Genomic DNA, 24,000 nt, shown 5'->3' with positions numbered 1-24,000 from the left:
AACCGCGGGGCGGCCAGCGTTAGGTCTAAAGTGCAGGAATCTGCCAAGCACGGCGCAAGCCACCGGGAGGTCACATATGAGCGAAGATTACGGCCAGGAAGAGCTCGTCACTGAGGAAATGCTCTGGGATCGAATCCCTGAGGTTCAAGGTGAAGAACGTGCCAACACTTTCTACGAACTCTCCGCTCGCATCTTTGCTCGTGGCCAATATGACGAAGCGTTAGCGCTCGCCGAAACTGCGCGAGATATTTTCTCAGAACTTGGCGCATCGGCACCCAGTGAAGGTTTAGCCCAGGCATATTCTGCAATTGGTTACAACCTTAATCAATTAAAGCGCATGGATGAAGCTGCAACTGCCATGAGCAAGGCCGTTGCCATTTTGCGCGATAACAAATCTCCGATTGCACTTGAACTTGCTTGCACCTTGGGCGAGTGGTGGTACTCATCTAAGAATTACGAAAAAGTCATTGAGACCATGTATGAGTGCTCGCAAGAACACCTCGTCGATGGAAACACAATTGGCGCGGCAAATGACATGCACCTCATCGGATGTGCTCATCGCGAGCTAAAGAACTTTAATGAAGCAATAATTTGTTTCCAAGAAGCGCGCAAGATGTTTAAAATTGAAAAGGAAGTAATCAACGTTGCTCGTTGTGATCAGAAAATTGCATCGTGCTATGTTGAAATTGGCGAAGGCGAAAAAGCGCTAGATGCGGCACGTAAATCAATCGATGTCTTTGAAACTGCCCATGATCATCGCCGGGAAACCTTTGCCCTCTTTGAATACGGCAAGGCCGAAATTCTGCTTGGAAAGCTAGAAGATGGGCTTTCTACACTTGATAACGTGCTTCAAATCATTGCTGAAGATGAGCCAAAAGACTTTGAATTCATTCTAGATATTGAAACTCGGATGGTGGCTGTCATGCGCCAACTTGGGCGAATGGAAGAAGCCGATGAAGTTGATCGTCGTCTTGCCACAGTAAGAGAAGCGCTAGAAAGTGAAGAAGCTCCGAAAGAAGACGGCTTCTAAAACAACTCTAAGTCTTACGCGGTAAGTGCTGCAGGGCCCAGTGATACATCGCAATAGCACCGGCGGCAGATGCGTTCATAGAACGCGTTGATCCGTATTGTTCAATGGCGTAAAGCACTTCACATACTGCAATGCCCTCATCTGACATTCCAGCGCCTTCTTGCCCAAAGAGCAGGACGCACCTTTCGGGAAGTGCTGAACCCTCTAGATGTTTTGAAGAAGGAACGTTATCGATTCCAATGATGGGAACTTCATTCTCCTTACACCACGTCGCAAAGTCAGCAACAGTGGGGTGATGCATGACTGTCAGGTAGCGATCGGTGACCATTGCTCCGCGTTTATTCCAATCGCGCTTGCCGATGATGTGGACCAATGAAACATTAAAAGCATTAGCGGTGCGCACAACGGATCCAATGTTTAAATCATGTTGCCAGTTCTCGATCGCAATTTGTAGCTTATGACGTTTACTGTCGAGGTCAGCAACAATGGCTGCAACCGACCAATACCTGTAATGATCGAGGACATTCCTGCGGTCGCCGTTTTCCAGTAACTCCGGGTCGTATTGAGCACCCGTTGGCCATGGCTTCTCATGTGGGCCAACGCCAACAACTGGGAAGAATTCACCCGGTCCGATGACGGCAGGTGTGTTGATTTCCATGGATGCACTCTAAACTTACTTTACGGCTAATACCAAGGAGCATCATGAATATCGTCTACCAGATTGCATTTGGGATACATCTACTCTGCATCGTTGCCATTTTGGTGCTGCTTCTTCTGCAAGTAAATAAGAGCCCACGCACTCTCAACCCTGGTGTAGTTCACGCAACACTGACTGCACTTATTGCTGGAGTTGTCATGGTGGGGCTATATGAAACGGTAAAAGTTGATGAGGTTGCCAATCACACAAAGTTTGGCGTTAAAGGATTGATTATTGCGGTGTTATTGACCTTGGGCTACAAGAATTTCAAGAAAGCTGAACTCAAGAGTTCTGTCTGGGCGGCTATGTTGGTGCTCACGCTTTCTAATGTGCTCATTGCATATATCTGGTAACCAATTTAGTAATGAAACGTAAAGTTAGCCTATTCTGCAGCGCCCTGCTCCTACTTACCTTTCTTAGCCCTGCTTCTGCAACAGCGCTGGAGCCAAACTCTGTGGCATCTGTATTTAGTAGATATATTGAAAATAAGTACCTAGCAAACCCTTCTGTTGTTGTGATTGACCAGCAAGATGGTGCTGTTGTCTATGAGAAGGGTGCGAATTCACTACGCAAGCCAGCATCTATTCAAAAGATTTTCATGGGTGTAGCAGCGGTCATGCATCTGCCCATGGATCAGGTCTTTCCCACTTCGCTCTGGGTTGGCACAGAACCAAATAGTTTGGTGATTCAAGGGAGTTACGACCCATGGATTAGTACTAGTGCCAAGCTTGCCGAAAAGATGGGCCGAACATCTTTACCGCGGATTGAATTCAACTCACTCAAAGCACTTAAGGACCTAAACCCAGATTTAAATTCGAACTTCACCCTTTTCTATTCAAGTCTTTTTACTCCCGAAACTGAACATATTAAGAAGTTTTTTCGAACCAAGGGCTTAAATGTAAAAATGAAGAGAGTGAGCAACCAGACTGCTCTTGATTTTTCAGGCACACGAATTCTTGGCTCAGAGTCTCCCGTACTTGAGGAAATGCTTGCTTATGCAATTGCATGGAGTGATAACACGCTCTCGGAGCGGATAGCCCGACTTGCCTCTGTAGCCGCAGGCAATACCTTTGATCAAGCTGGTGTTGCAGATACTTTCTCAAATGCATTGGCAGAACTTGGAATCGAATCTTCAAAGATGATTATCAAAGATGCCAGCGGGTTATCTAAAGAAAATCGCGTCACCGCAAATCTGGTCGGTCAATTACTTGTGAAAATTAGAACAGATGAACGATTCGTGCCACTAATAAACGGTTTTCCGATAAGTGGTATTTCTGGCACCCTACGAAACCGATTTACTGAAACTGCCCCAGATGCAGTCGGTTTAGTTAAAGCAAAGACTGGAACGCTGAGCAATACAACTAATTTAGCGGGGTATGTTGAATCCGGAGACCGCGAATATGCATTTGTCATCATTTCCGATAGACATGTAAAGACTTATTCTGTCGCTAGCCGAATACGAGATCTAGTTGATCGGATTCTGGGAAAGATTGCGGCGCCCTTCATGCCTCGCGTTCAACCAGAACCAGAACCGGTACCAGCGTCAGAACTAGAACCAGAATTAGAGATTGCTAGTTCTGAAATACCTTTATAGAACCTTCATAACAAGCAACCCAGGCTTGTTCAGTTTCATTATCGTAGGTAACACCGATAGGTTCTTTGCATACCTTAACGTTTTGGATAATCGAAAGATCGGCAGCCCGCAACTTCGTCATGGTTCCGCTTCTGAAATTGACTACGAAGAGCGCCGTTCCATCACCATTAAGTGCCAGGCTGCGTGCAGAAAGTCCAGTCTTTACACTTTTGATGACCTTGTTCCGCTCTAAATTCCAAGCTATAACTTTTCCTGAGATATTAAGGGTGGCGTAGAGAGTTTTGTCATCTGGCGATAATTGAATAGCACGCGGGTTAGATCCAATTGGAATCGATGACTTAGTAAAGTCAGTTAAATCAATTCGATGAATACTATTCCCACCCATCTCAGCGACGTAGGCATATCTACTATCTGATGAGATTGCTATACCTCTGGGATATCGACCAATTTTCATGGTCTTGATTACTTTTTGTTTTTCAACCGAGATTACCGAAACTGTATATGAACACCAGTTACTGACTAGAACATATTTGTTATCAGGTGTAACACTTACTACTTTGGGAACTGAACCCACTGGATACACAGCATCGATCTCATAGTTCTCTAGATTGATTCGAGAAACAAAACTGGTATCAAAGCCAGATGATGGCGAACACACATCGTGTCCCTCTTTAGTAAACCCTTTTCCATACATCGCATAGTTAGTGAAGTAGAGATACTGTGAATCTGGCGAGAATGCCCCTTCTACTGGAGCACCTCGATAAGTGCCCGAAAATCCTGGAATCCCTAGCGATGAAAGTGAGACTGAATCTTTGACTGTCGTAATCAATTCAAGAGAACGGGAATCAAAGATGGTGACGCTATGTTGATACATCATGTTATGCGCACTGACCAAACCGCTCTGTGATGCAGCTACCGACTTAGGGCTCAAGGATCCAGTGAAAGTCTTAACCAACTGCATCTTGGATTCAGCTGGCTCACTTGCTTGTAATGGGCTGGCAAAAACCAGGGGAGTTAAAGCGGCAATACAGAGGGCAACTGTGACTTTGATCTTACGCATGCCGGCAAGAGTACTAGTGCAAAAAGGTAGGCTATCCATATGAAGTCGGTGCGCGCATATGTAGACCTGATGAAATTACGCGTGGTTGAACTCTTGATTATTACAACTCTGCCAGCGATGGTTCTAGCAGAGAAAGGGTTACCAAGTTTTGGCTTAGTTGCGGCAACGCTGATTGGTGGCACGTTAGCTGCAGGTGCATCTAACGCCTTTAACATGGTGCTTGAAGCTGAAACCGATAAGTTAATGGCTCGAACTTCACAGCGTCCTTTGGTAACAGGATCCATTACTCGAACCCAAGCAATTATCTTCGCTTCTATATTGACAGTTCTATCTCTCCTCATTTTTGAAATCTTTACCACCGAGCTGGCAACACTTCTCGCAGCGCTAGCAATTTTCTACTACGTGGTCATTTACACAATCATTCTTAAGCCCAACACTTCACAGAATATTGTTTGGGGTGGTGCAGCTGGTTGCATGCCAGTTCTAATTGGTTGGGCTGCTGTCACAGGATCACTGACTCTCGTTCCGGTTGCGTTCTTTCTAGTTGTATTCTTTTGGACGCCACCACATTTCTGGGCTCTTGCAATTAAATATAAAGATGATTATTCGGCGGCTGGAATTCCAATGTTGCCTTCGGTTTCAACACAATCTAACGTCATTAACCAGATGTGGTTTCACACAATTGCCATGGTCGTTTCTTCTGCAGCCATGATTCAATTGGCAGGGCTACCCGTGTGGGTTCTATGCGCCACAGTATTTCTTGGAGCAGTATTTACATTCCAACTATTTGCACTCAAAGAGAATTCAGATAACTACAACAAGGTTGCTGCTGGAATTTTCCATTGGTCAATCACTTATTTGAGTTTATTCTCTGTATTACTGGTTGTGGCTCAGTTACTCAGTGCTTGATCTAGATCTTTAATTAAATCGCCAACGTGTTCTAAACCGACGGAAAGTCTGAGTACCGAAGGAGTAATACCCATCTTGAGCTGATCTTCAGGGCTCAGGCGTCGCTGGGTAGTAGAAGCAGGATGAGTAATGAGTGATTTGCTATCCCCGAGATTATTTGAAATATCAATGACGCAGAGTGCATCCATAAAGGTAAAGGCTTCCCGTCGTGAGCCGGCGAATTCAATACCTATAGTTGTTCCACCTGCACTCATTTGCTTCTTAGCTAATTCAAAATCCGGATGCGAAGGCAAGCCTGGATAGCGAACACTCTTAATCTTTGGATGCCCTTCAAGAAATTCCGCAATAGCCTGCGCACTTTCTGACATACGAGAAACTCGAAGTTCCATAGTTTCAAGTGATTTCACAAGAACCCACGCGTTAAATGCACTCAGTGTTGGTCCGGTATGTCGAACAAAAGGAATCAATTTTCCATAGATATACGAGAACGATCCAAGAATTGCACCGGCAAGGACGCGACCTTGACCATCAATGTGTTTTGTTGCTGAATACATCACCACATCTGCGCCCAGCTCGAGCGGTTTTTGCAATACCGGCGATGCCATCACGTTATCAACAATCACCGTTGCACCAACTTTGTGAGCTAAATCGGAGACAAATCTGATATCAACAATTTCAAGAAGTGGATTACTTGGTGTTTCAATAAATACTGCCTTTACTTTCTTAGACAGTGCTTTTTCCCAGCCAGCTTTATCATTTGCTTTAACTAACTCGTAGGTCACGCCCCACTTAGGCAAGATTTCGGTAATAACAACATGGCATGAGCTAAACATCGCAGCTGAGGCAACAATGTGGTCACCAGCTTCAAGAATGCAAGCCAAGGATGCAAACATTGCCGCCATTCCAGATGCGGTTGCTACGCAGTGCTCTGCTCCTTCTATGGCTGCCAAACGCTTTTCAAACATGGCAACAGTTGGATTATGAAAGCGGCTATAGAGAAAATGATCAGTTTGGTCGGTAAATGCATCGGCTGCTTCTTGTGAATCGGTGTAGGTAAATCCGCTGTTGAGATAGAGCGCTTCAGATGTCTCACCGAATCCAGAACGAGCGAGTCCTTCGCGAACTGCTGAAGTTTGTGGATGAACTACCCACTCGGGCTCGCGACGTTTTGGGTGTTCGTGATAACCCCAGACCTCTTTACTCATAAGAGCATTCTAAGGTTTGCGTGGTATTTTGCACATATGACGACTATCGCGATATCTGTCAAAGATCTCAGCAAGAAATACGATTCTGGCTTTGCAGTCTCGCACGCAAATTTTGAAGTTCCCTTAGGCACCATCTGTGGGTTCGTTGGTCCTAATGGAGCGGGTAAGACAACAACTATTCGTATGCTGCTCGGCTTGATCTCACCTACGGGTGGAACTGCGGAAATTCTTGGGCAATCCATTAGCCACCCAGATAAATACCTCTCACAAGTGGGCGCGATGATTGAAGGCCCTGCCTTCTATCCGGCGCTGTCAGGTGCGGAAAATCTTAAAGTCCTGGCAACCCTGGGCGGCTTTCCTATCGAACGTGTGGAAGAACTTATTCGCACAGTAGGACTCGAGGGACGAGGCCAATCGAAATATAAAACATATTCACTCGGCATGAAGCAGCGACTGGGTATTGCAGCAGCCCTGCTGCCGAATCCAAAGATTTTGATACTAGATGAACCAACCAATGGATTAGATCCAGAAGGTATTCAAGAAGTTCGCGACTTACTAAAAAAGCTAGCTTCACAGGGCACCACGGTTTTCGTCTCATCACATTTGCTTTCAGAGCTAGAACTCATTAGTGAATACATTGTCATGTTACGAAAAGGTGAAGTTGTATTTGCAGGCCCACTTCTAGAACTTATGCAAGCGCAACAGCCACTGATTTTGGTGAAGACACAAAATCCTTCGGACTTACAGAAGATTATTGAGATTGCCGAGCAAGATGGACATAAGGCCTCAATCCGCTCTGAAGTTGCACATATTGAAGGTCCAGAGGAGTGGGCTGGAACTCTTAATAAAAAAGCATTTGAAGCAGGCATTGTTCTTACCCAACTTGCTCCGCAACTTCCTAACCTAGAAGAGACATTCTTTGAAATGACTGGAGATCGTTCATGATTCGCGTGATTATGGCCGAGTGGCGCAAGCTGCGCAGACCAACTCTCTTCCTTGGCACTTTAGGTGCTGCTCTTTTTTTCACTGGCCTAACGAGCATTTTTCTCTACCTCATGATTGATTCTGAAAGAGGAAACTCAGATCGTGGTCGCCAGGTGAGTCGAGAAGTTCTGGAATTAGCCGGGGGCTCTGTTTTTGGATTTGCCTCAGTGGGTGGGTTACTCGGAGTTATTGCACTCTGTGTTTTTGCCGCACAGACCGCGCAGGAGTACACCTACGGAACTTTAAGAAATCTCCTTGTGCGCCAACCTGGGCGGCTTCGGATTTTGGCCGGCAAATTAATTGCCATGAAACTCTTTGCACTTGTATTAGTGATTATCTCGGCAGTCGTGAGCATCGGGATTTCCGTTGCTTTATCTGGGCGCGCCAAAGTTGCGACAGATTTATGGTTCACAGCATCGGGCTTCCACGCAATTGGTCAAACGCTGCTCAATGTCAGCATCTCAGTCATTTACTTTGGCATCGTAGGAATGGTGTTAGGACTGCTCTTTCGCTCGCCAATTTCTGCGATCTCTATCGGGGTTTTGTGGCTTCTTATTATTGAAAACCTCATCGGCGCTGTGAAGCCAGTGACGCTGGATTGGATGCCTGGAAATCAACTATCAGTAATTGCCCAAGGTGGTAGCTCAGATGTTTCATATTTGCATGCGTTAATTCTGGGAACTCTCTATGTATTTGTTGGATCGATAGTTGCCGCAACACTTTTCTCTCGAAGAGATGTGGCTAACTAACGACACAGGGCCAATAGCCCCAACTAATAACTGTCTCTGATTTATTCTTCTTCAATGCGCCGCAGAAATCGCCTACTTAGCCTTGCAATTATTGCCGGGCTGACTTTGGCATCTACACCTGCTGTGGCAAAACCCAAGCCGACTTTGGCCGAAATTGAAGCCGCCAAGAAAGCAGAAGCGGCGAAGAAGGCGATCGCCGATGCAGCAGCAAAGAAATTATCGGCTGCAAATACAACTCTCAAAGAATTGACGGCAAAGGCAAGTGTTGCGCGAGCTCTCTATCTCAAGGCGCAGAATGAGCTGAATATCGCTACCGCGCAAGCAGTTGCTGCCGCCAAGTATGCAGCTGAGACTGCAGCAGCAGTGCAAGAAGCACATCGCGTGATTGGCAAGTTAGCAGTTGATGCTTACATGCTTGGTGGTGCGATGAGTGATATCGAACCACTGCTCAGTGCAAACGGCCCACAAGATCTGATTGATCAACTTTCAACACTAAATACCTTAGGTGCACAAAACAGCACTGCGTTAGATAGATATAAAGAAGCAGAGATTGTTGCTCGTGCGGCCAAGAAAAAAGCGGAAGAGGCGAAAGCAGTGCAAGAAGTAGCAACTGCAAAAGTTGCAGCAGCTAAGAAAGTTGCCGATGATGCACAAGCACTGCAACAAAAAGAGGTAGATAAACTTCGCGCAGTGCAAGATAAGTTGATTAAAGAACTTGCTACTGCACGAAATGTTCGCATCACACTTGAACAACAGCGACAGCTCGCTCTCCTGGAAGAGAGCCAGGCAGGAACTGCAGCGAACACCATCAACCAAGCAAAAGTTTGGCCAGATATAGGATTTAAAGGAAGATCAACCATTCGCACCACTGAAGCACAACGTGCAGCTGCAGTTGCATTTGCAAAGAAGCAGGTCCTCGCGCGCAAACCATATATTTGGGGTTCAGAGGGTCCTAACTCATTCGACTGTTCCGGGTTGGTTTATGCAGCTTACAAATCTGCTGGCCTTGGATGGCCTAACTGGGATCGCCTTAACTCAGCGCTCTATTCAGGTTATACAAAGCATGTGTCTCTCAATGAGTTGGTACCGGGTGATCTTCTCTTTTACTCATATAAAGGAACCATCTCAACAATTCACCACATCACAATTTATGCAGGTGGCGGCATGATGTGGGAAGCGAATTCCAAGGGCAAAGGCCTGCTCTATTCAAATATTTATAGCGTAAAGGGACTTATGCCATTTGGTGGTCGGGTCTAACCTAGACCCATGGCGCAGGCATCAGTTGCAATTCGTAACGCGGTAAGAGAGCAACTCGAAAGATGTGAAGCTGGCGACTGCATTCTTGTTGCAGTCTCTGGCGGAGCAGATTCACTCGCTCTAGCCCAAGCAACACTTGTTGAGTGCGCCCCGCTAGCAATCAAGGCCGTTGCAGTCACTATCGATCATCAACTGCAAGAGAAATCAGCCGACCAGGCAGCGAAAGTCGAAAAACAATTGAGAGCAATGGGCTTTCAAGATGTGGTGGTTGCCAAAGTAAATGTCTCACTTGAATCTGGATTAGAAGCTGGCGCGCGAAGTGCTCGATACGAAGCGCTACAAAGAATTGCAGCAGAAAAAAATGCGGTCAGGGTTTTACTGGGGCACACCCGAGATGATCAAGCAGAAAGCGTTCTACTCGGATTAGCTCGTGGTTCAGGAACTCGTTCACTTTCCGGGATGGCAATTGAAAATGGAATTTATCTGAGGCCACTTCTCTCACTTACTCGCACGCAGACCGAAGAAGCCTGCACGGAAGCAGGTATCGAATTTTGGAATGATCCTCATAACGAAAACCATGAGTTTTCTAGAGTGAGAGTTCGCCGTGAAGTTCTGCCGGTAATGGAAGAACAGATTGGCCCTGGAATTGCAGCAGCTCTGGCCCGCAGTGCTGCTTTACTTCGAGATGATGCCGATGCCCTCGATGCAATTGCCAGCGCTGAAATTTCAAGTCATAACCTCAAAGATTTGGATTGCTCAGCCCTTGAGCTTTTGCCTCGAGCGATCAGAACTCGCATCCTGCGCAGCGCAATCTATGCAGCGGGTGCACCTTCAGGCTCAATTTCAGCCGACCATATCGGGTCAGTTGAGGCGCTGGTCACTTCTTGGCACGGTCAGGGGCTGGTGAGCCTGCCGGGTGGTGTGAAGGTTGAGCGAATTTCGGGCAGACTTTCGCTCTCAAACCAGTAAGTTCGATTCGAACACATAAGGAGCACACCCGGTGGATCTCGCAGCAGTCGGCACAGATGTTGAAAAAGTAATTGCAACGGAAGCAGAACTGGCTGCAAAGATTAAAGAACTTGCAGCGCTCGTTGATGCCGATTACAAAGATAAGCAAGTTCTTCTTGTCGGAGTTCTTAAAGGTGCGATCATGGCGATGGCAGACCTCACTCGTGCGATGCAAACACATATTGAAATGGACTGGATGGCTGTTTCTTCCTACGGCTCTGGCACAAAATCAAGTGGCGTAGTCCGCATCCTTAAAGATTTAGATCGCGATATCACTGGTCGCCATGTGCTGATTGTGGAAGACATTGTTGATTCTGGTTTGACGCTGTCATGGCTTAAATCAAACTTACTGTCTCGCGGCGCGGCATCTGTTGAAATTCTGGCAATTCTCCGTAAGCCTGAAGCTGCCAAAGTCGACGTTAACGTTAAATACGTCGGCTTTGATATTCCGACAGAGTTCGTTGTCGGATATGGACTCGACTTCGATGAGAAGTATCGCAACCTTTCATTTATTGGTGTGCTTGCCAAGCACATGTACTCATAAGGAGCTCCATGTCTTCCCAAGCACCCCAAACTAAGTCCCCATTGGATAGATTCAAAAAGTCCAAGGAGAAAAGCGCTGCGAAAAAGAATGTGAAAGCGACGCCGCAAACTCGCGCACAGAAACTTTTCCGAGGACCCCTCTTTTGGATCATCGTCGCCATCATTGGTGTGACTATTTTTGGGCAGATCTCCAGCGCCTCGAATAGGTATACCGAGATTAAGACTTCACAAGCAATTGCTGCCATCTCACAATCTGAAGTTGAGTCAGCCGTGCTTATTGATAAGAGTCAGAAGATTCGCCTGATATTAAGTAATGGAAAGACAATTAAAGGTGCAACAAAAGTTGAAGCTTCTTACATTGCGCGCCAAGAACCCACACTTATCGATGAACTCACAGCTAATCCGCCAATAAAAGGCTGGACGGTAGATGTTCCAAAGACATCAGTACTAACGACTATTCTCTTTAGCTTCGGTCCAATACTTATTATCGGTCTGCTCTTCTTCCTGTTGATGAGCCAAGCACAAGGTGGAAATAGAGTATTTTCCTTTGGTAAATCACGGGCAAAGCTGCAAGATAACGATGTACCGCAGAATACTTTTGATGACGTTGCAGGTGCTGATGAAGCAATCGCTGAGCTAGAAGAAATAAAAGATTTCCTGGCAGATCCCGCTAAGTACGCGCTACTCGGTGCCAAGATTCCTAAGGGAGTACTTCTCTACGGCCCGCCAGGAACAGGAAAGACTCTTCTTGCTCGCGCCGTTGCTGGTGAAGCGAAAGTTCCTTTCTACTCAATTTCTGGCTCTGACTTTGTAGAAATGTTTGTGGGAGTTGGCGCCGCCCGAGTTCGTGACTTGTTTAACCAAGCGAAAGCGAACGCACCCGCAATTGTTTTCGTAGATGAAATCGATGCAGTTGGACGCCAGCGTGGTGCTGGTATGGGTGGCGGCCATGATGAACGCGAACAAACTCTGAATCAGCTTCTGGTAGAGATGGATGGCTTTGAAGCTAATGGCCAAGTAATTCTCATTGCTGCCACAAACCGTCCAGATGTTCTTGATCCAGCACTTCTTCGTCCAGGGCGTTTTGATCGTCAGATTCCAGTCGAGCGCCCAGATCTCAAGGGCCGGGGAGATATTCTGAAAGTGCATGCAAAGAACAAGCCAATTTCAAAGGAAGTTGAACTCGTTGCATATGCCCGCAGAACACCAGGATTCACTGGAGCCGATCTAGCAAATGTGCTTAATGAAGCAGCGTTGCTATCTGCGCGCGAAGGCCAAAAGACAATTGGCAATACGCAGATAGATGAAGCCATTGATCGTGTCATGGCCGGACCACAACGCAAGTCACGGTTGATGTCTGAAGAAGAGCGTCGCGTTACTGCATATCACGAAGCAGGTCACGCACTTGTTGCGCATGCTCTTCCGCATACTGATCCAGTTCATAAAATAACTATCATGCCGCGCGGGCGAGCACTTGGTTACACCATGGTTTTGCCTGATGAAGATAGATACTCAACTACACGTAACCAACTTCTTGATCAGTTGGCGTATTCACTGGGTGGTCGCGCCGCCGAAGAACTTATCTTCCATGACCCATCCACTGGTGCCTCAAATGACATTGAAAAGGCAACCGCGCTTGCTCGCGCAATGGTGACCCAATATGGAATGACTGAGGCAATTGGCGCAATTAAATTAGGAACCGATGCATCAGAACCATTTATGGGCCGTGACTATGGACATCAACGAGATTATTCAGAGAACGTTGCTGCAGTAGTCGATGCTGAAATCCGTAAATTAATTGAAACTGCCCACCAAGAGGCTTATGACATTCTTGAAGCAAATAGAACCATTCTTGATGAAATGGTAATTAAACTTCTTGAGATTGAAACGCTCAATAAAGAAGAGATTGCGCAGATATTTGCCAAGGTGAGGTCATGGCCTAATCGTCCGGCATGGACAGGATCAGAAACACGCACACCTTCAGCTACTCCACCGGTTGATATTCCAGAGCGCATCATCACCGCAACACCTGATGCATCGAAAAAAGCACGGCGCGTGAAGAAAGCAACTTCCGAGTGAGTGATATTTCTTCAGTATCAATGGGGCCACATGATGGAGGCGCATCGCATCCATATGATCATGAGCGCGCAGAAAAGGCTGTCCGCGAACTCTTATTGGCCCTTGGTGAAGATCCCGATCGTGAAGGATTAAAGGACACACCAGCTCGCGTTGCTCGTGCATTTGCCGAAAACTTTGAGGGACTCTGGCAGAAGCCAGAAGATGTATTGACAACAACTTTTGATATTGGACATGAAGAGTTAGTCATCATTCGCGATATCGAGGTATTTTCTCATTGCGAGCACCACCTCACTCCATTTCATGGTGTTGCTCACGTTGGATATATCCCCAGTGGAAAAATTACCGGACTTTCTAAAGTTGCTCGGTTAGTTGATCTCTTTGCACATAGACCACAGGTGCAGGAGCGATTAACAACTCAGATTGCCGACGCCCTTGTTGAAATACTTAAGCCAATGGGCGTAATTGTGATTATTGATTGCGAGCACCTATGTATGTCAATGCGTGGGGTGCGTAAGTCTCAAGCGCGAACAACGACATCAGCTGTGCGCGGAGTTCTGCGCGACCCAACAACTCGCGCTGAAGCAATTAGTCTTATTACGAATCGATAAATCTCAATGCTTGTGATGGGAATTCTCAATGTCACACCGGATTCCTTTGCCGATGGTGGAGTAAATTTTGAGACACACATTGCAATCACCCGTGGCTTAGAGATGATTGAAGAAGGTGTCGACATCATCGATATCGGCGGAGAATCAACACGGCCAGGTGCGAAGCGAGTATCGGCAGAAGAAGAACAAGCGCGTGTTATTCCTGTGATTCAAGGACTTGCTGGCCAGGGCGTCACATTGAGCGTTGACACTATGCGAGCAGAGACTGCGCGATTGGCTGTGCAGGCAGGTGCGAGCATTGTTAATGATGTCAGTGGCGGGGCAGCAGATCCAGATATGTTTGCAACTGTTGCCGAATTGGGTTGCAAGTACACGATTATGCATTGGCGAGGTCATTCAGCAGATATGAATTCAAAGGCTATCTATGGTGATGTGGTCAGTGAGGTAATCGAGGAAGTAACGCTGCAACTAGATAAGGCACTCGCTGCTGGCATTAAGCGTGAGAACATTATTCTCGATCCAGGTATTGGTTTTGCAAAAGATGCCGAACATAACTGGGAGATATTAAATCGCATCGATGAATTCATTGCCCTGGGATATCCAGTCCTTATTGGGCATTCTCGTAAGAGGTTCCTTGGCGGTGACACTCCAGACTCACGCGAAGCAGCAACCGTTGCCGTTACTCAATCACTTGTGGGTAAAGGCATTTGGGCAGTTAGAGTTCACGGTGTGAAGGTGAATAAGGATGCGATCAGCGCATGAGTGATGTAATTTCGATTAAGGGCATTCACGGATTTGGCTATCACGGAGTCTTTGACCATGAAGCAAAAAATGGACAAGATTTCTATGTTGATCTCGAGATTGCGTTAGATTTATCAAAGGCGAGCACATCCGATGATTTAAAAGACACCATCGATTACGGTGCTCTCGCTGATCTTGTAGTGGAAGAAATTACTGGCGCTCGAGTGCAATTGATTGAAAAACTCGCTGGAAGAATTGCAGATCGAATTAAGGCATCTCATCAGCAGATTGAACGCGTGAGCGTAACCGTGCATAAGCCTAAAGCGCCTGTTTCGGCAGAGGTTGCAGATATCGCAGTAACGATCTCGCGATGAAAGCAGTCGTTGCACTCGGTGCCAATATTGGTAATCCCCACGAACAGATTGAGTTAGCGCTGACTATGTTGCGAGCTGCAACCGAAGTTATTGCCGTCTCTTCCTTGCACACCACTAAACCTGTGGGGGGTCCAGAGCAACCCGACTACATCAATGCAGTCTGTATTCTAGAAAGTGAATTACCTGCGACAGATCTACTCTCACTCTTACATGGCATTGAAAAAACTCTTGGTCGAGAGCGCCAGGAGCGATGGGGCCCCAGAACTATTGACCTAGATCTCATTCAATATGGCAGTCTGCTCAGCAGCGCCGAAGAGTTAGAACTTCCACATCCACGGGCACATGAAAGACGCTTTGTATTACAACCTTGGAGTGAGATTGAACCCGATGCAATTTTGCTCACCCACGGGAAGATCTCTCACCTTTTGGAGCAATTGCCATAACGCTTTAGACTTAAGTCACTGCCTGCCCGGTACCTGAAAGGACTGGAGCCATGAAAGTAGTAACAGATGTTGGCCAACTTCCTTCAGGCTGCGCATTTGTTCCCACGATGGGCGCACTTCATGCAGGACATGCTTCACTGATGTCTATTGCTAAAGAGCACAGCGAGAACGTGGTGGTCAGTATTTTTGTGAATCCACTTCAATTTGAGAGTGCAGAAGATTTAGCAAAGTACCCAAGAACTCCGGATGCCGACATTGAATTAGCCGCAATGCACGGTGTGACACATGTGTGGTTACCGCCGCACGCAGATATTTATCCGAAAGATCACCCTGTTCTTACCGCTGGTCAAATTTCACAGCTATACGAAGGTAAATCAAGACCAGGGCACTTCGATGGTGTGGTCACCGTAGTTCGTAGATTTTTTGATTTACTCAAACCAGGTACTGCAATATTTGGCGAGAAAGATTTTCAACAACTAAAGCTTGTTGAGGAGATTGCGGGTGATGTAAAAATCATTAGAGCACCCATTATTCGTGAAGCTGATGGCTTGGCGATGTCATCCCGAAATATCCGATTAACCCCCGAAGGCAGAGCAGCAGCGGCAGTGATCTCACAAGCCCTATTTGCATCTGAGACTGAGAGTGAATTACGTAAAGCTCTGGCATCACAGCCACTTCTTACCGTTGATTACGCCGATTTCATCGATGAAGAAAGCTTTCTCCCAGCAGGTGGAGATACAGCACACACTCGTGCAATTGTTGCCGGGTGGATAAATGGGGTCCGTTTGATTGACAATAGGCAGATGGTGCAGCGCTCATGAGATTACTAGCCCCCGCACCTGGCTGGACTGCGCAAGCCGATGTCATAGTCGTTGGCTCTGGTATCGCTGGCCTAACTACGGCGTTGCAATGTCGAACATTTGGTTTATCCGTTCTACTTGTTACGAAAGCAAGCGTTGATGAAGGTTCGACAAAGTGGGCACAAGGTGGAATTGCTGCTGCCCTTGGTGATGGTGATTCACCTGAAGCGCACGAAAAAGACACTTTAGTTGCTGGTGCTGGGCTATGTGATGTCGATGCTGTTCGAGTATTAGTCACAGAAGGACCGGAGGCGGTACGAAAACTTATTGAACGTGGCGCTATTTTTGATAAAGAGGCAAGTGGTGAGATCGCACTTACTCGCGAAGGCGGACATTTACGTAATCGAATTATCCATGCAGGGGGTGATGCAACGGGAGCTGAAGTTTCACGCGCCCTGCTTGCAGCTGTTCACAACGATCCTGAAATCGAAGTTGTTGAGAACGCACTTGTTTTAGACGCGCTTAAAAACGATATTGGAGATATCTGCGGCGTGACTTTGCACGTGATTGGTGCTGGTAGTCGCGATGGAGTTGGTCGCGCAATTGCTAAGGCTGTTGTCTTGGCAACCGGTGGATTAGGACAAGTCTTTGCTCAAACTACCAACCCTTCTGTTTCAACTGGAGATGGCGTTGCCCTAGCACTTCGCGCCGGTGCCAAAGTTGCTGATGTGGAATTTATTCAATTCCACCCCACCGTTTTATGGCTAGGAAATAACTCCGAAGGCCAGCAACCTTTGATTAGCGAAGCAGTACGAGGTGAAGGTGCCTATCTCCTTGATGACCAAGGGAATAGATTTATGAAAGAGATTCATCCACTTGCTGAGCTAGCGCCACGCGATGTTGTGGCAATTTCAATTATGCGAGTAATGAATAAGAATCATGCACAGCATGTGTGGCTTGATGTGCGCCACCTGGAAGGATTTGAGAAGAGATTTCCAACCATTTATACATCCTGTATTGCACATGGAATAAATCCACTCACAGAGTTAATTCCGGTGGCACCGGCTTCTCACTATGCATCCGGTGGCGTGCGCGTGGATCTCAATGGCAGGACGAGTGTCAATGGTCTCTATGCGTGCGGTGAAACAGCATGTTCTGGAGTGCATGGAGCCAATCGATTGGCTTCCAATTCCTTACTCGAGGGCCTTGTTTTCAGTGCGCGTATCGCATCAGATATTGCAGCGAACCTTCCTGAATTTACTGAGCCGGTAGAAAATGTCTCACGAGCCATACTTCTTGACCCATCAGTACGTCACGATATTCAGGTGAGTATGAGCCGAGGTGCTGGCGTATTGCGCTCCTCGGATTCATTAGTGCGCACAAGTTCAGATCTCACACGTATTGAAGATAGAACTAGCGCGCAGCCATGTGTAGAGGCGTGGGAGACAACCAACCTCTTTCAATTAGCGCAAGCTATTCTTAAAGCAGCACTCATTCGCCAAGAGACACGTGGCTCACACTGGCGGGAAGATTTCCCAGAAACAAGTGATCAATGGCGAAAGCGTATTGTGCAACAACTTGATCAAACTGGATACTGGACAACGGGTTATCAGGAGGTAGGCAATCAATGATTGATCGCGAACTCATTAAACGTGCACTTGCTGAAGATCTAGATGGCGGGCAAGACATCACTTCAGTTGCCACAGTTTCTGGAAATGAACGAGTCGTTGCAGATTTTGTCTCCCGTAGTGCGGGTGTTATTGCTGGCATTGATATGGCGCGCGCAGTTCTGGAAGAAGTGGGCCTGAGCGAAATCGCGGTATTGGTTGCCGATGGCGCAAAGGTCGCTAAGGGAACTGTTCTCATGAGCGTTCGCGGAGATACTCGAGCAATCTTGCTGGCAGAACGTACCGCGCTTAATTTTCTCGGACATCTGGGCGGCATTGCCACACTGACCCGCACTTGGGTAGAAACAATTGCAGGAACTACTTGTGCAATCAGAGATACACGAAAGACAACGCCTGGAATGCGAGTCTTGGAAAAGTACGCAGTTCGTATGGGCGGCGGAACCAATCATCGGATGAATTTAAGTGCGGGCGCGCTCATTAAAGATAATCACATTGCCGCAGCTGGCGGAGTCACAGCAGCTTTTAATCGGGTGCGCGAGAAGAACCCGACAGCTGAGATCGAAATTGAAGTCGATACGCTGGATCAATTAGCAGAAGTAATTTCACTGAAACCTGATTGCGTGCTGCTCGATAACATGAGTCCAGAGCTTTGCGCAAAGGCGGTTGCACTAGTAGCGGGTGCATTTAAACTCGAAGCATCTGGTGGAATCTCACTGACGAATGCACGTGCATATGCCGAAACTGGCGTTGACTACTTAGCAATTGGTGCACTAACTCATAGCGCACCTGTTTTAGATATTGGCCTAGATCTGAGAGCGGAGTAATTATGTTGTTAACAATCGATGTCGGAAATACAAATACAGTTCTAGGAATATTTGAGAAAGAAACTCTCATTAGGTCCTGGCGGGTAAAGACTGATCCCCGCACAACAGCTGATGAACTATGGTTGCAATACAGTGCACTTGTTACCGGTTATGAAGTCGCTGCACTTTCCATCTGTTCCTCTGTCCCGGCTACCCTTCGCGAATTGCGGACCATGATTGATACATATTTCAGTGATACCCCCGTGACAATCGTGGAACCAGGAACTAAGACTGGCGTGCAGTTGTTGGTGGATAATCCCAAAGAGATAGGTGCAGACCGAATAGTTAATACGCTAGCTGCCCACACTCTCTATGGTGGACCTGCAATTGTTGTTGATTTTGGAACCTCCACAAATCTTGATGTTGTTTCTCCGAAAGGTGAGTTTTTAGGTGGCGCACTTGCACCCGGTATTGAAATCTCTGTCGATGCACTAGCTGCACGAGCTGCGCAATTACGAAAAGTTGAATTAATCAGACCAAAGAATGTTATTGGCAAGAACACCGTAGAAGCTTTGCAATCAGGAACGATCTATGGATTTGCGGGACAGGTTGATGGCCTTGTCGAACGCATTACTGATGAACTTGCGCAAAGTTATGAGAAAGCACCGATAGTTATTGCAACGGGTGGATTAGCCCCGCTCATTATTGGAGTTTCAGAAACCATTGATGAGCATGAGCCAGACCTGACTTTGATTGGACTTCGCCTTATCCACGAGAAGAACTCTCACTAGTTCTACTGCCAAAAACGATAGACTGTGCGCCACCATGACCACCGATAACTCACCCGCACAAGAGGACGATCTACCGGAGCAACTTCGGATTCGTCGCGAGAAGCGCGCCAGCCTGCTTGAGCGTGGAATTGAGCCATATCCGGTGGCAGTTGCTCGCACAAAATCATTGTCAGAGATTCGTGAAAAATACGTGGGTCTTGAAACCGATATCGCTACCGGAGATATTGAAAGCCTTACCGGGCGAATAATTTTTAAGCGTGACACTGGAAAACTTTGCTTTGCAACGCTGCGCGAAGGTGATGGAACAGAGCTGCAAGCGATGTTATCCCTGGATAAAGTCGGCGAAGTGCAACTCGATGCCTGGAAATCAGATATTGATCTAGGTGACATTGTTTCAGTCACCGGTGAAATCATTACCTCTAAACGAGGTGAGCTATCTATTCTTGCTAATTCTTGGACACTTGCATCAAAATCGCTACGACCACTACCAAATGATCACAAGCCGATGTCGGAAGAGACGCGCGTTCGTATGCGCTATGTCGATCTTATTGTTCGCCCAGAAGCGCGCAGCGCTGCTCGCATGCGCCCCAATGTCATGCGCTCACTTCGCGAAACTTTTCACTCACAGAGCTTTATCGAAGTAGAGACACCCATGCTGCAAGTCATGCATGGTGGGGCAACGGCGCGTCCATTTAAAACATTCAGCAACGCTTATGACATGGATTTATATATGCGTATTGCCCCTGAACTCTTCTTAAAGCGTTGCGTTGTGGGCGGTATTGAACGCGTCTTTGAAATTAATCGAAATTTCCGCAATGAGGGCGCCGACTCTTCTCACTCACCAGAGTTTGCAATGGTCGAGTCATATATGGCATACGGTGATTGGCGCACAATCGCTGATCTCACTCGTTCGCTGGTTCAAAATGCAGCCGTTGCTGTGTCGGGTTCTCACGTTGTTACCCATCACGATGGACGTCAAGCAGACCTTGGCGGCACATGGAAAGAGATTTCGCTCTACGACGCAATTTCGCAAGGTGTTGGCGAGACGGTAACGGCATTGACTTCTATCGATGAGCTAAAGAAATATGCGACAAAACTTGGCATGAAGATTGACCCGAAGTGGGTAACAGGCAAGCTCGCCGAAGAGATCTTTGAACATGTAGCAAAAGATAAGTTAGTTGAGCCAACCTTTGTGATGGGCTATCCAGTAGATACCTCACCTTTGGTGCGTGCTCACCGCGAGTTGCCAGGCATGGTTGAAAAATGGGATCTCTATGTCGATGGATTTGAGTTAGCAACCGGGTACTCAGAACTTATTGACCCAGTCATTCAACGTAATCGCTTAGTGGAGCAGGCTCAGCTTGGAGCTAAAGGTGATTTGGAAGCAATGCAAGTAGATGAAGATTTCTTACGCGCAATGGAGTTTGGCATGCCTCCCATGGGTGGAATGGGAATGGGCGTCGATCGTTTACTCATGGCGCTCACAGGTCTTGGCATTCGTGAAACTATTTTGTTCCCGCTAGTAAAACCGGAAGTTGATTAGCCATGACAATTATTCGTTCGGCAAAGACTTCTGATGTTAAGGCAATTCGTGAACTTGTAGATTCATATGCGGCGCCTGGGCAAATGCTGGCAAAAGAAACTGTCACGCTCTATGAAAGCGTTCAAGAATTTATTGTTGCTGAAGACGATGGTGTCATTATTGGTTGCGGGGCACTGCACGTGCTCTGGGAAGATTTAGCAGAAGTGCGAACAGTTGCGGTTGACAAGAATTGGCATAAAAAAGGTGTCGGACATCTAATTATGGAAGCAATCATTGATAGAGCTCGCAACGTCGGAGTCCAGCGAATTTTCTGTCTCACATTTCAAACTGAATTCTTTGGCCGACATGGTTTTGAAGTGATTCAAGGAACGCCAGTTGATCATGATGTCTACCAACAGCTACTTCGTTCCTACGATGCTGGCGTTGCCGAATTCCTGGATCTCGAATCGGTCAAGCCAAATACCCTGGGCAACACCCGGATGCTGCGCACTCTCTAGAGCCGGCCACCGCTAGTAATCCGAGGGAATATTCACCCCATATTTAGGGTTCTATGAGGCAAGTAGCTTTCTACCTCGCGCCTTGCCCGGGCGGGGTTATAGGCTTACCGCCAGCACATCGAAAGTTAGAAATAAAGGAGTCCGCCAATGTTTGAGCGCTTTACCGATCGAGCTCGACGAGTAGTTGTCCTAGCTCAAGAAGAAGCACGCATGCTCAATCACAATTACATCGGCACTGAACATATCCTCCTTGGCCTGATCCATGAAGGTGAAGGCGTTGCTGCTAAAGGTCTGGAATCACTCGGCATCTCACTCGAAGGTGTTCGCGCGCAGGTAGAAGAAATTATTGGTCAAGGTCAACAAGCACCAAGTGGTCATATTCCATTTACACCTCGTGCAAAGAAAGTTCTTGAGCTCTCACTTCGGGAAGCACTCCAGCTCGGACACAACTACATTGGTACCGAACATATTTTGCTCGGGCTCATTCGCGAAGGCGAAGGCGTTGCCGCACAAGTTCTCGTAAAGCTTGGCGCAGATCTCAACCGAGTCCGCCAACAAGTAATCCAACTTCTCTCCGGCTATCAAGGCAAAGAGACTGTTGCCCAAGGTGGTCCGGCTGAAGGAACACCTTCAACTTCACTTGTACTTGATCAATTTGGTCGCAATCTCACAGCAGCAGCGCGTGAAGGCAAACTCGATCCTGTTATCGGGCGCGAATTAGAAATTGAACGTGTGATGCAGATTCTCTCTCGCCGCACAAAAAATAACCCTGTTCTTATTGGTGAACCTGGAGTTGGAAAGACTGCAGTAGTTGAAGGCCTTGCTCAGGCAATTGCCAAGAACGATGTTCCTGAAACTTTGAAAGATAAGCAGCTCTACTCACTAGATCTTGGTGCACTCGTTGCGGGTTCTCGCTACCGTGGTGATTTCGAAGAACGCCTGAAGAAAGTTCTGAAAGAGATCAAGACACGTGGCGACATCATTATCTTTATCGATGAGATTCATACTCTTGTCGGCGCAGGTGCGGCTGAAGGTGCTATCGATGCCGCAAGTATTTTAAAGCCGATGCTGGCACGTGGTGAGCTCCAGACAATCGGTGCAACCACACTTGATGAATATCGTAAGCACATCGAAAAAGATGCAGCGCTAGAACGCCGCTTCCAACCTATCCAGGTGAAAGAGCCATCAGTTGCGCACACCATCGAAATTCTTAAAGGTCTTCGCGATCGCTATGAAACACACCACCGTGTCTCAATTACTGATGGCGCACTAGCTGCCGCTGCAAATATGGCAGATCGTTATGTTTCAGATCGCTTCCTTCCTGATAAAGCAATTGACCTTATTGATGAGGCGGGATCACGTCTTCGCATCAAGCGCATGACAGCTCCAGCTGAACTTCGCGAATTTGATGACAAGATTGCCGAGGCTCGCAAAGCCAAAGAGTCAGCTATTGATGCGCAAGACTTTGAAGGCGCCGCATCTTTCCGCGATAACGAGAAGACACTTCTGCAAGAGAAGCAAGAAGCGGAAAAGAATTGGAAGGCCACAGACCTCGATAAGGTCACTGAAGTTGATGAAGAGCTGATTGCTCAAGTTCTTTCAGCATCGACTGGTATCCCAGTCTTTAAGTTAACTGAAGAAGAGACTGCTCGCTTGCTTCGCATGGAAGATGAACTCCATCGCCGTGTGATCGGTCAAGATCAAGCAATCAAGGCGCTTTCACAAGCAATCCGCCGCACACGTGCTGGTCTTAAAGATCCAAAGCGCCCGGGTGGATCATTTATCTTCGCTGGACCTTCTGGAGTTGGTAAGACAGAACTTTCTCGCACCCTGGCATCATTTTTGTTCGGTGATGAAACAGCGTTGATTCAACTTGATATGTCTGAATATTCAGAACGTCACACTGCATCACGTTTATTTGGCTCCCCTCCGGGATATGTGGGTTATGACGAAGGCGGTCAGCTCACTGAGAAGGTGCGTCGTCGTCCGTTCTCAGTTGTGCTCTTTGATGAAATCGAAAAGGCACATCCAGATATCTTCAACTCTCTCCTACAAGTCCTTGAAGATGGTCGCCTCACTGATGCGCAAGGTCGCACTGTTGACTTTAAAAACACAGTCATCATCATGACTACCAACCTTGGAACACGTGATATCTCCAAATCACTCGGACTTGGTTTTGCTAATGCCGATGATGACCTCACAAATTACGATCGCATGAAGGGCAAGGTTCAAGACGAACTCAAGAACCATTTCCGCCCAGAGTTCCTTAACCGCATCGATGATGTCATCGTCTTCCACCAGCTCACTAGGGAGCAGATCATTCAGATTGTTGATCTCATGATTGCCAACCTTGATGAGCGCTTGAAGGCAAAAGATATGGGTATCGAACTCACTCAGGCTGCCAAAGACCTCCTTGCAGCTCGAGGTTATGACCCACTTCTCGGTGCACGTCCACTTCGTCGAGTTATTCAACGAGAGATCGAAGATTCACTCTCTGAGCGAATTCTCTTCGGTGAACTTAAAGCTGGCGAGATCATTGTGGTCGATGTTGAAGGCGTTGATGCTGATGCGAAGTTCACTTTCAAGGGTTCGCCAAAGGTATTAATGCCAGATAGCCCAGAGGATTTAGCACAGACACCTACTGCTTAGTTGCACGT

General features: G+C 47.2%; 24 protein-coding genes. 21 read left to right on the top strand and 3 right to left on the bottom strand.

What is annotated here, in order from left to right:
- The first annotated feature begins 76 nt into the window (after positions 1-76).
- Complete coding sequence (locus A1sIA79_RS06135; RefSeq protein WP_095675310.1) at positions 77-1,030, top strand: tetratricopeptide repeat protein; 954 nt, start codon at positions 77-79, stop codon at positions 1,028-1,030.
- Positions 1,031-1,037: 7 nt separating this feature from the next.
- On the opposite strand, the gene A1sIA79_RS06130 is transcribed toward A1sIA79_RS06135, so the two are convergent.
- Positions 1,038-1,688 (bottom strand): TrmH family RNA methyltransferase, encoded by a 651-nt coding sequence (locus A1sIA79_RS06130; protein WP_095675309.1) that lies wholly within the window; start codon positions 1,686-1,688, stop codon positions 1,038-1,040.
- Positions 1,689-1,732: 44 nt separating this feature from the next.
- Here A1sIA79_RS06130 and A1sIA79_RS06125 point away from each other — a divergent pair, with 44 nt between their 5' ends.
- Both A1sIA79_RS06125 and A1sIA79_RS06120 read left to right on the top strand, forming a co-directional pair.
- Positions 1,733-2,080, top strand: coding sequence for a hypothetical protein (locus A1sIA79_RS06125; protein WP_095675308.1), 348 nt, complete (start codon positions 1,733-1,735; stop codon positions 2,078-2,080).
- Positions 2,081-2,091: 11 nt separating this feature from the next.
- Positions 2,092-3,321, top strand: a complete 1,230-nt coding sequence (locus tag A1sIA79_RS06120) for a D-alanyl-D-alanine carboxypeptidase (protein WP_095675307.1) — start codon at positions 2,092-2,094, stop codon at positions 3,319-3,321.
- On the opposite strand, the gene A1sIA79_RS06115 is transcribed toward A1sIA79_RS06120, so the two are convergent.
- Positions 3,299-4,381: a YncE family protein gene (locus A1sIA79_RS06115; protein ID WP_095675306.1), complete on the bottom strand. Its 1,083-nt coding sequence runs from the start codon at positions 4,379-4,381 to the stop codon at positions 3,299-3,301. The two genes, A1sIA79_RS06120 and A1sIA79_RS06115, sit on opposite strands and share 23 nt — an antisense overlap.
- A 39-nt stretch (positions 4,382-4,420) precedes the next feature.
- Here A1sIA79_RS06115 and A1sIA79_RS06110 point away from each other — a divergent pair, with 39 nt between their 5' ends.
- The gene (locus A1sIA79_RS06110; RefSeq protein WP_095675305.1) at positions 4,421-5,290 is read left to right on the top strand and encodes a heme o synthase; all 870 of its coding nucleotides are present in this window, start codon (positions 4,421-4,423) and stop codon (positions 5,288-5,290) included.
- On the opposite strand, the gene metZ is transcribed toward A1sIA79_RS06110, so the two are convergent.
- Positions 5,272-6,495, bottom strand: coding sequence for an O-succinylhomoserine sulfhydrylase (gene metZ, locus A1sIA79_RS06105; protein ID WP_095675304.1), 1,224 nt, complete (start codon positions 6,493-6,495; stop codon positions 5,272-5,274). The two genes, A1sIA79_RS06110 and metZ, sit on opposite strands and share 19 nt — an antisense overlap.
- A gap of 36 nt (positions 6,496-6,531) precedes the next feature.
- Here metZ and A1sIA79_RS06100 point away from each other — a divergent pair, with 36 nt between their 5' ends.
- The 17 genes from A1sIA79_RS06100 to A1sIA79_RS06020 all read left to right on the top strand — a co-directional run bounded on the left by A1sIA79_RS06100 (position 6,532) and on the right by A1sIA79_RS06020 (position 23,992).
- Positions 6,532-7,440 carry an ABC transporter ATP-binding protein gene (locus A1sIA79_RS06100; protein ID WP_095675303.1) on the top strand — a complete coding sequence of 303 codons (909 nt, stop codon included), beginning with the start codon at positions 6,532-6,534 and terminating at the stop codon, positions 7,438-7,440.
- A complete protein-coding gene (locus A1sIA79_RS06095; protein WP_095675302.1) occupies positions 7,437-8,228 on the top strand; it encodes an ABC transporter permease in 792 nt (263 codons plus the stop codon). Before A1sIA79_RS06100 ends, A1sIA79_RS06095 begins: the two co-directional genes overlap by 4 nt.
- Positions 8,229-8,282: 54 nt before the next feature.
- On the top strand, positions 8,283-9,485 hold the full coding sequence (locus A1sIA79_RS06090; protein WP_095675301.1) for a C40 family peptidase: 1,203 nt from the start codon (positions 8,283-8,285) through the stop codon (positions 9,483-9,485).
- 9 nt (positions 9,486-9,494) lie between these two features.
- Complete coding sequence (gene tilS / locus A1sIA79_RS06085; protein ID WP_095675300.1) at positions 9,495-10,454, top strand: tRNA lysidine(34) synthetase TilS; 960 nt, start codon at positions 9,495-9,497, stop codon at positions 10,452-10,454.
- 31 nt (positions 10,455-10,485) lie between these two features.
- The gene (gene hpt / locus A1sIA79_RS06080; RefSeq protein ID WP_095675299.1) at positions 10,486-11,037 is read left to right on the top strand and encodes a hypoxanthine phosphoribosyltransferase; all 552 of its coding nucleotides are present in this window, start codon (positions 10,486-10,488) and stop codon (positions 11,035-11,037) included.
- An 8-nt stretch (positions 11,038-11,045) separates the two neighbouring features.
- Positions 11,046-13,115: an ATP-dependent zinc metalloprotease FtsH gene (ftsH, locus tag A1sIA79_RS06075; RefSeq protein ID WP_095675298.1), complete on the top strand. Its 2,070-nt coding sequence runs from the start codon at positions 11,046-11,048 to the stop codon at positions 13,113-13,115.
- Positions 13,112-13,723 (top strand): GTP cyclohydrolase I FolE, encoded by a 612-nt coding sequence (folE, locus tag A1sIA79_RS06070; RefSeq protein WP_241389350.1) that lies wholly within the window; start codon positions 13,112-13,114, stop codon positions 13,721-13,723. Before ftsH ends, folE begins: the two co-directional genes overlap by 4 nt.
- 6 nt (positions 13,724-13,729) lie before the next feature.
- Positions 13,730-14,485 (top strand): dihydropteroate synthase, encoded by a 756-nt coding sequence (gene folP / locus A1sIA79_RS06065; protein WP_095675297.1) that lies wholly within the window; start codon positions 13,730-13,732, stop codon positions 14,483-14,485.
- Positions 14,482-14,838, top strand: a complete 357-nt coding sequence (gene folB / locus A1sIA79_RS06060; RefSeq protein ID WP_095675296.1) for a dihydroneopterin aldolase — start codon at positions 14,482-14,484, stop codon at positions 14,836-14,838. The genes folP and folB overlap by 4 nt, the downstream gene beginning before the upstream one ends.
- Positions 14,835-15,281: a 2-amino-4-hydroxy-6-hydroxymethyldihydropteridine diphosphokinase gene (gene folK / locus A1sIA79_RS06055; RefSeq protein WP_095675295.1), complete on the top strand. Its 447-nt coding sequence runs from the start codon at positions 14,835-14,837 to the stop codon at positions 15,279-15,281. The genes folB and folK overlap by 4 nt, the downstream gene beginning before the upstream one ends.
- A gap of 50 nt (positions 15,282-15,331) precedes the next feature.
- Positions 15,332-16,102, top strand: coding sequence for a 4-phosphopantoate--beta-alanine ligase (locus tag A1sIA79_RS06050; protein WP_095675294.1), 771 nt, complete (start codon positions 15,332-15,334; stop codon positions 16,100-16,102).
- A complete protein-coding gene (locus A1sIA79_RS06045; RefSeq protein ID WP_095675293.1) occupies positions 16,099-17,712 on the top strand; it encodes an L-aspartate oxidase in 1,614 nt (537 codons plus the stop codon). Before A1sIA79_RS06050 ends, A1sIA79_RS06045 begins: the two co-directional genes overlap by 4 nt.
- A complete protein-coding gene (gene nadC / locus A1sIA79_RS06040; RefSeq protein WP_095675292.1) occupies positions 17,709-18,533 on the top strand; it encodes a carboxylating nicotinate-nucleotide diphosphorylase in 825 nt (274 codons plus the stop codon). Before A1sIA79_RS06045 ends, nadC begins: the two co-directional genes overlap by 4 nt.
- 2 nt (positions 18,534-18,535) lie before the next feature.
- Positions 18,536-19,303 carry a type III pantothenate kinase gene (locus A1sIA79_RS06035; RefSeq protein ID WP_095675291.1) on the top strand — a complete coding sequence of 256 codons (768 nt, stop codon included), beginning with the start codon at positions 18,536-18,538 and terminating at the stop codon, positions 19,301-19,303.
- 34 nt (positions 19,304-19,337) lie between these two features.
- Positions 19,338-20,846, top strand: coding sequence for a lysine--tRNA ligase (gene lysS, locus A1sIA79_RS06030; protein WP_095675290.1), 1,509 nt, complete (start codon positions 19,338-19,340; stop codon positions 20,844-20,846).
- Between the two features lie 2 nt (positions 20,847-20,848).
- Positions 20,849-21,343 carry an amino-acid N-acetyltransferase gene (locus A1sIA79_RS06025; RefSeq protein ID WP_095675289.1) on the top strand — a complete coding sequence of 165 codons (495 nt, stop codon included), beginning with the start codon at positions 20,849-20,851 and terminating at the stop codon, positions 21,341-21,343.
- 147 nt (positions 21,344-21,490) lie between these two features.
- Positions 21,491-23,992 (top strand): ATP-dependent Clp protease ATP-binding subunit, encoded by a 2,502-nt coding sequence (locus tag A1sIA79_RS06020; RefSeq protein WP_095675288.1) that lies wholly within the window; start codon positions 21,491-21,493, stop codon positions 23,990-23,992.
- Positions 23,993-24,000: the final 8 nt, after the last annotated feature.

This window comes from Candidatus Planktophila versatilis, from assembly GCF_002288105.1.
GTDB lineage: Bacteria > Actinomycetota > Actinomycetes > Nanopelagicales > Nanopelagicaceae > Planktophila > Planktophila versatilis.
Note: the sequence above shows the minus strand (reverse complement) of the source record. Positions and strands in the feature narration are given on the sequence as shown.

What these genes read in the sequence shown, in the direction of transcription:
- A1sIA79_RS06125 (WP_095675308.1), top strand. Translation starts at nt 1,733, where the DNA reads ATGAATATCGTCTACCAGATTGCATTTGGGATACATCTACTCTGCATC.
- metZ (WP_095675304.1), bottom strand. Translation starts at nt 6,495, where the DNA reads ATGAGTAAAGAGGTCTGGGGTTATCACGAACACCCAAAACGTCGCGAG.
- A1sIA79_RS06130 (WP_095675309.1), bottom strand. Translation starts at nt 1,688, where the DNA reads ATGGAAATCAACACACCTGCCGTCATCGGACCGGGTGAATTCTTCCCA.
- folB (WP_095675296.1), top strand. Translation starts at nt 14,482, where the DNA reads ATGAGTGATGTAATTTCGATTAAGGGCATTCACGGATTTGGCTATCAC.
- nadC (WP_095675292.1), top strand. Translation starts at nt 17,709, where the DNA reads ATGATTGATCGCGAACTCATTAAACGTGCACTTGCTGAAGATCTAGAT.
- lysS (WP_095675290.1), top strand. Translation starts at nt 19,338, where the DNA reads ATGACCACCGATAACTCACCCGCACAAGAGGACGATCTACCGGAGCAA.
- A1sIA79_RS06115 (WP_095675306.1), bottom strand. Translation starts at nt 4,381, where the DNA reads ATGCGTAAGATCAAAGTCACAGTTGCCCTCTGTATTGCCGCTTTAACT.
- folP (WP_095675297.1), top strand. Translation starts at nt 13,730, where the DNA reads ATGCTTGTGATGGGAATTCTCAATGTCACACCGGATTCCTTTGCCGAT.
- A1sIA79_RS06110 (WP_095675305.1), top strand. Translation starts at nt 4,421, where the DNA reads ATGAAGTCGGTGCGCGCATATGTAGACCTGATGAAATTACGCGTGGTT.
- tilS (WP_095675300.1), top strand. Translation starts at nt 9,495, where the DNA reads ATGGCGCAGGCATCAGTTGCAATTCGTAACGCGGTAAGAGAGCAACTC.
- A1sIA79_RS06035 (WP_095675291.1), top strand. Translation starts at nt 18,536, where the DNA reads ATGTTGTTAACAATCGATGTCGGAAATACAAATACAGTTCTAGGAATA.
- A1sIA79_RS06025 (WP_095675289.1), top strand. Translation starts at nt 20,849, where the DNA reads ATGACAATTATTCGTTCGGCAAAGACTTCTGATGTTAAGGCAATTCGT.
- A1sIA79_RS06045 (WP_095675293.1), top strand. Translation starts at nt 16,099, where the DNA reads ATGAGATTACTAGCCCCCGCACCTGGCTGGACTGCGCAAGCCGATGTC.
- A1sIA79_RS06100 (WP_095675303.1), top strand. Translation starts at nt 6,532, where the DNA reads ATGACGACTATCGCGATATCTGTCAAAGATCTCAGCAAGAAATACGAT.
- A1sIA79_RS06020 (WP_095675288.1), top strand. Translation starts at nt 21,491, where the DNA reads ATGTTTGAGCGCTTTACCGATCGAGCTCGACGAGTAGTTGTCCTAGCT.
- folK (WP_095675295.1), top strand. Translation starts at nt 14,835, where the DNA reads ATGAAAGCAGTCGTTGCACTCGGTGCCAATATTGGTAATCCCCACGAA.
- A1sIA79_RS06050 (WP_095675294.1), top strand. Translation starts at nt 15,332, where the DNA reads ATGAAAGTAGTAACAGATGTTGGCCAACTTCCTTCAGGCTGCGCATTT.
- A1sIA79_RS06090 (WP_095675301.1), top strand. Translation starts at nt 8,283, where the DNA reads ATGCGCCGCAGAAATCGCCTACTTAGCCTTGCAATTATTGCCGGGCTG.
- ftsH (WP_095675298.1), top strand. Translation starts at nt 11,046, where the DNA reads ATGTCTTCCCAAGCACCCCAAACTAAGTCCCCATTGGATAGATTCAAA.
- A1sIA79_RS06095 (WP_095675302.1), top strand. Translation starts at nt 7,437, where the DNA reads ATGATTCGCGTGATTATGGCCGAGTGGCGCAAGCTGCGCAGACCAACT.
- A1sIA79_RS06135 (WP_095675310.1), top strand. Translation starts at nt 77, where the DNA reads ATGAGCGAAGATTACGGCCAGGAAGAGCTCGTCACTGAGGAAATGCTC.
- A1sIA79_RS06120 (WP_095675307.1), top strand. Translation starts at nt 2,092, where the DNA reads ATGAAACGTAAAGTTAGCCTATTCTGCAGCGCCCTGCTCCTACTTACC.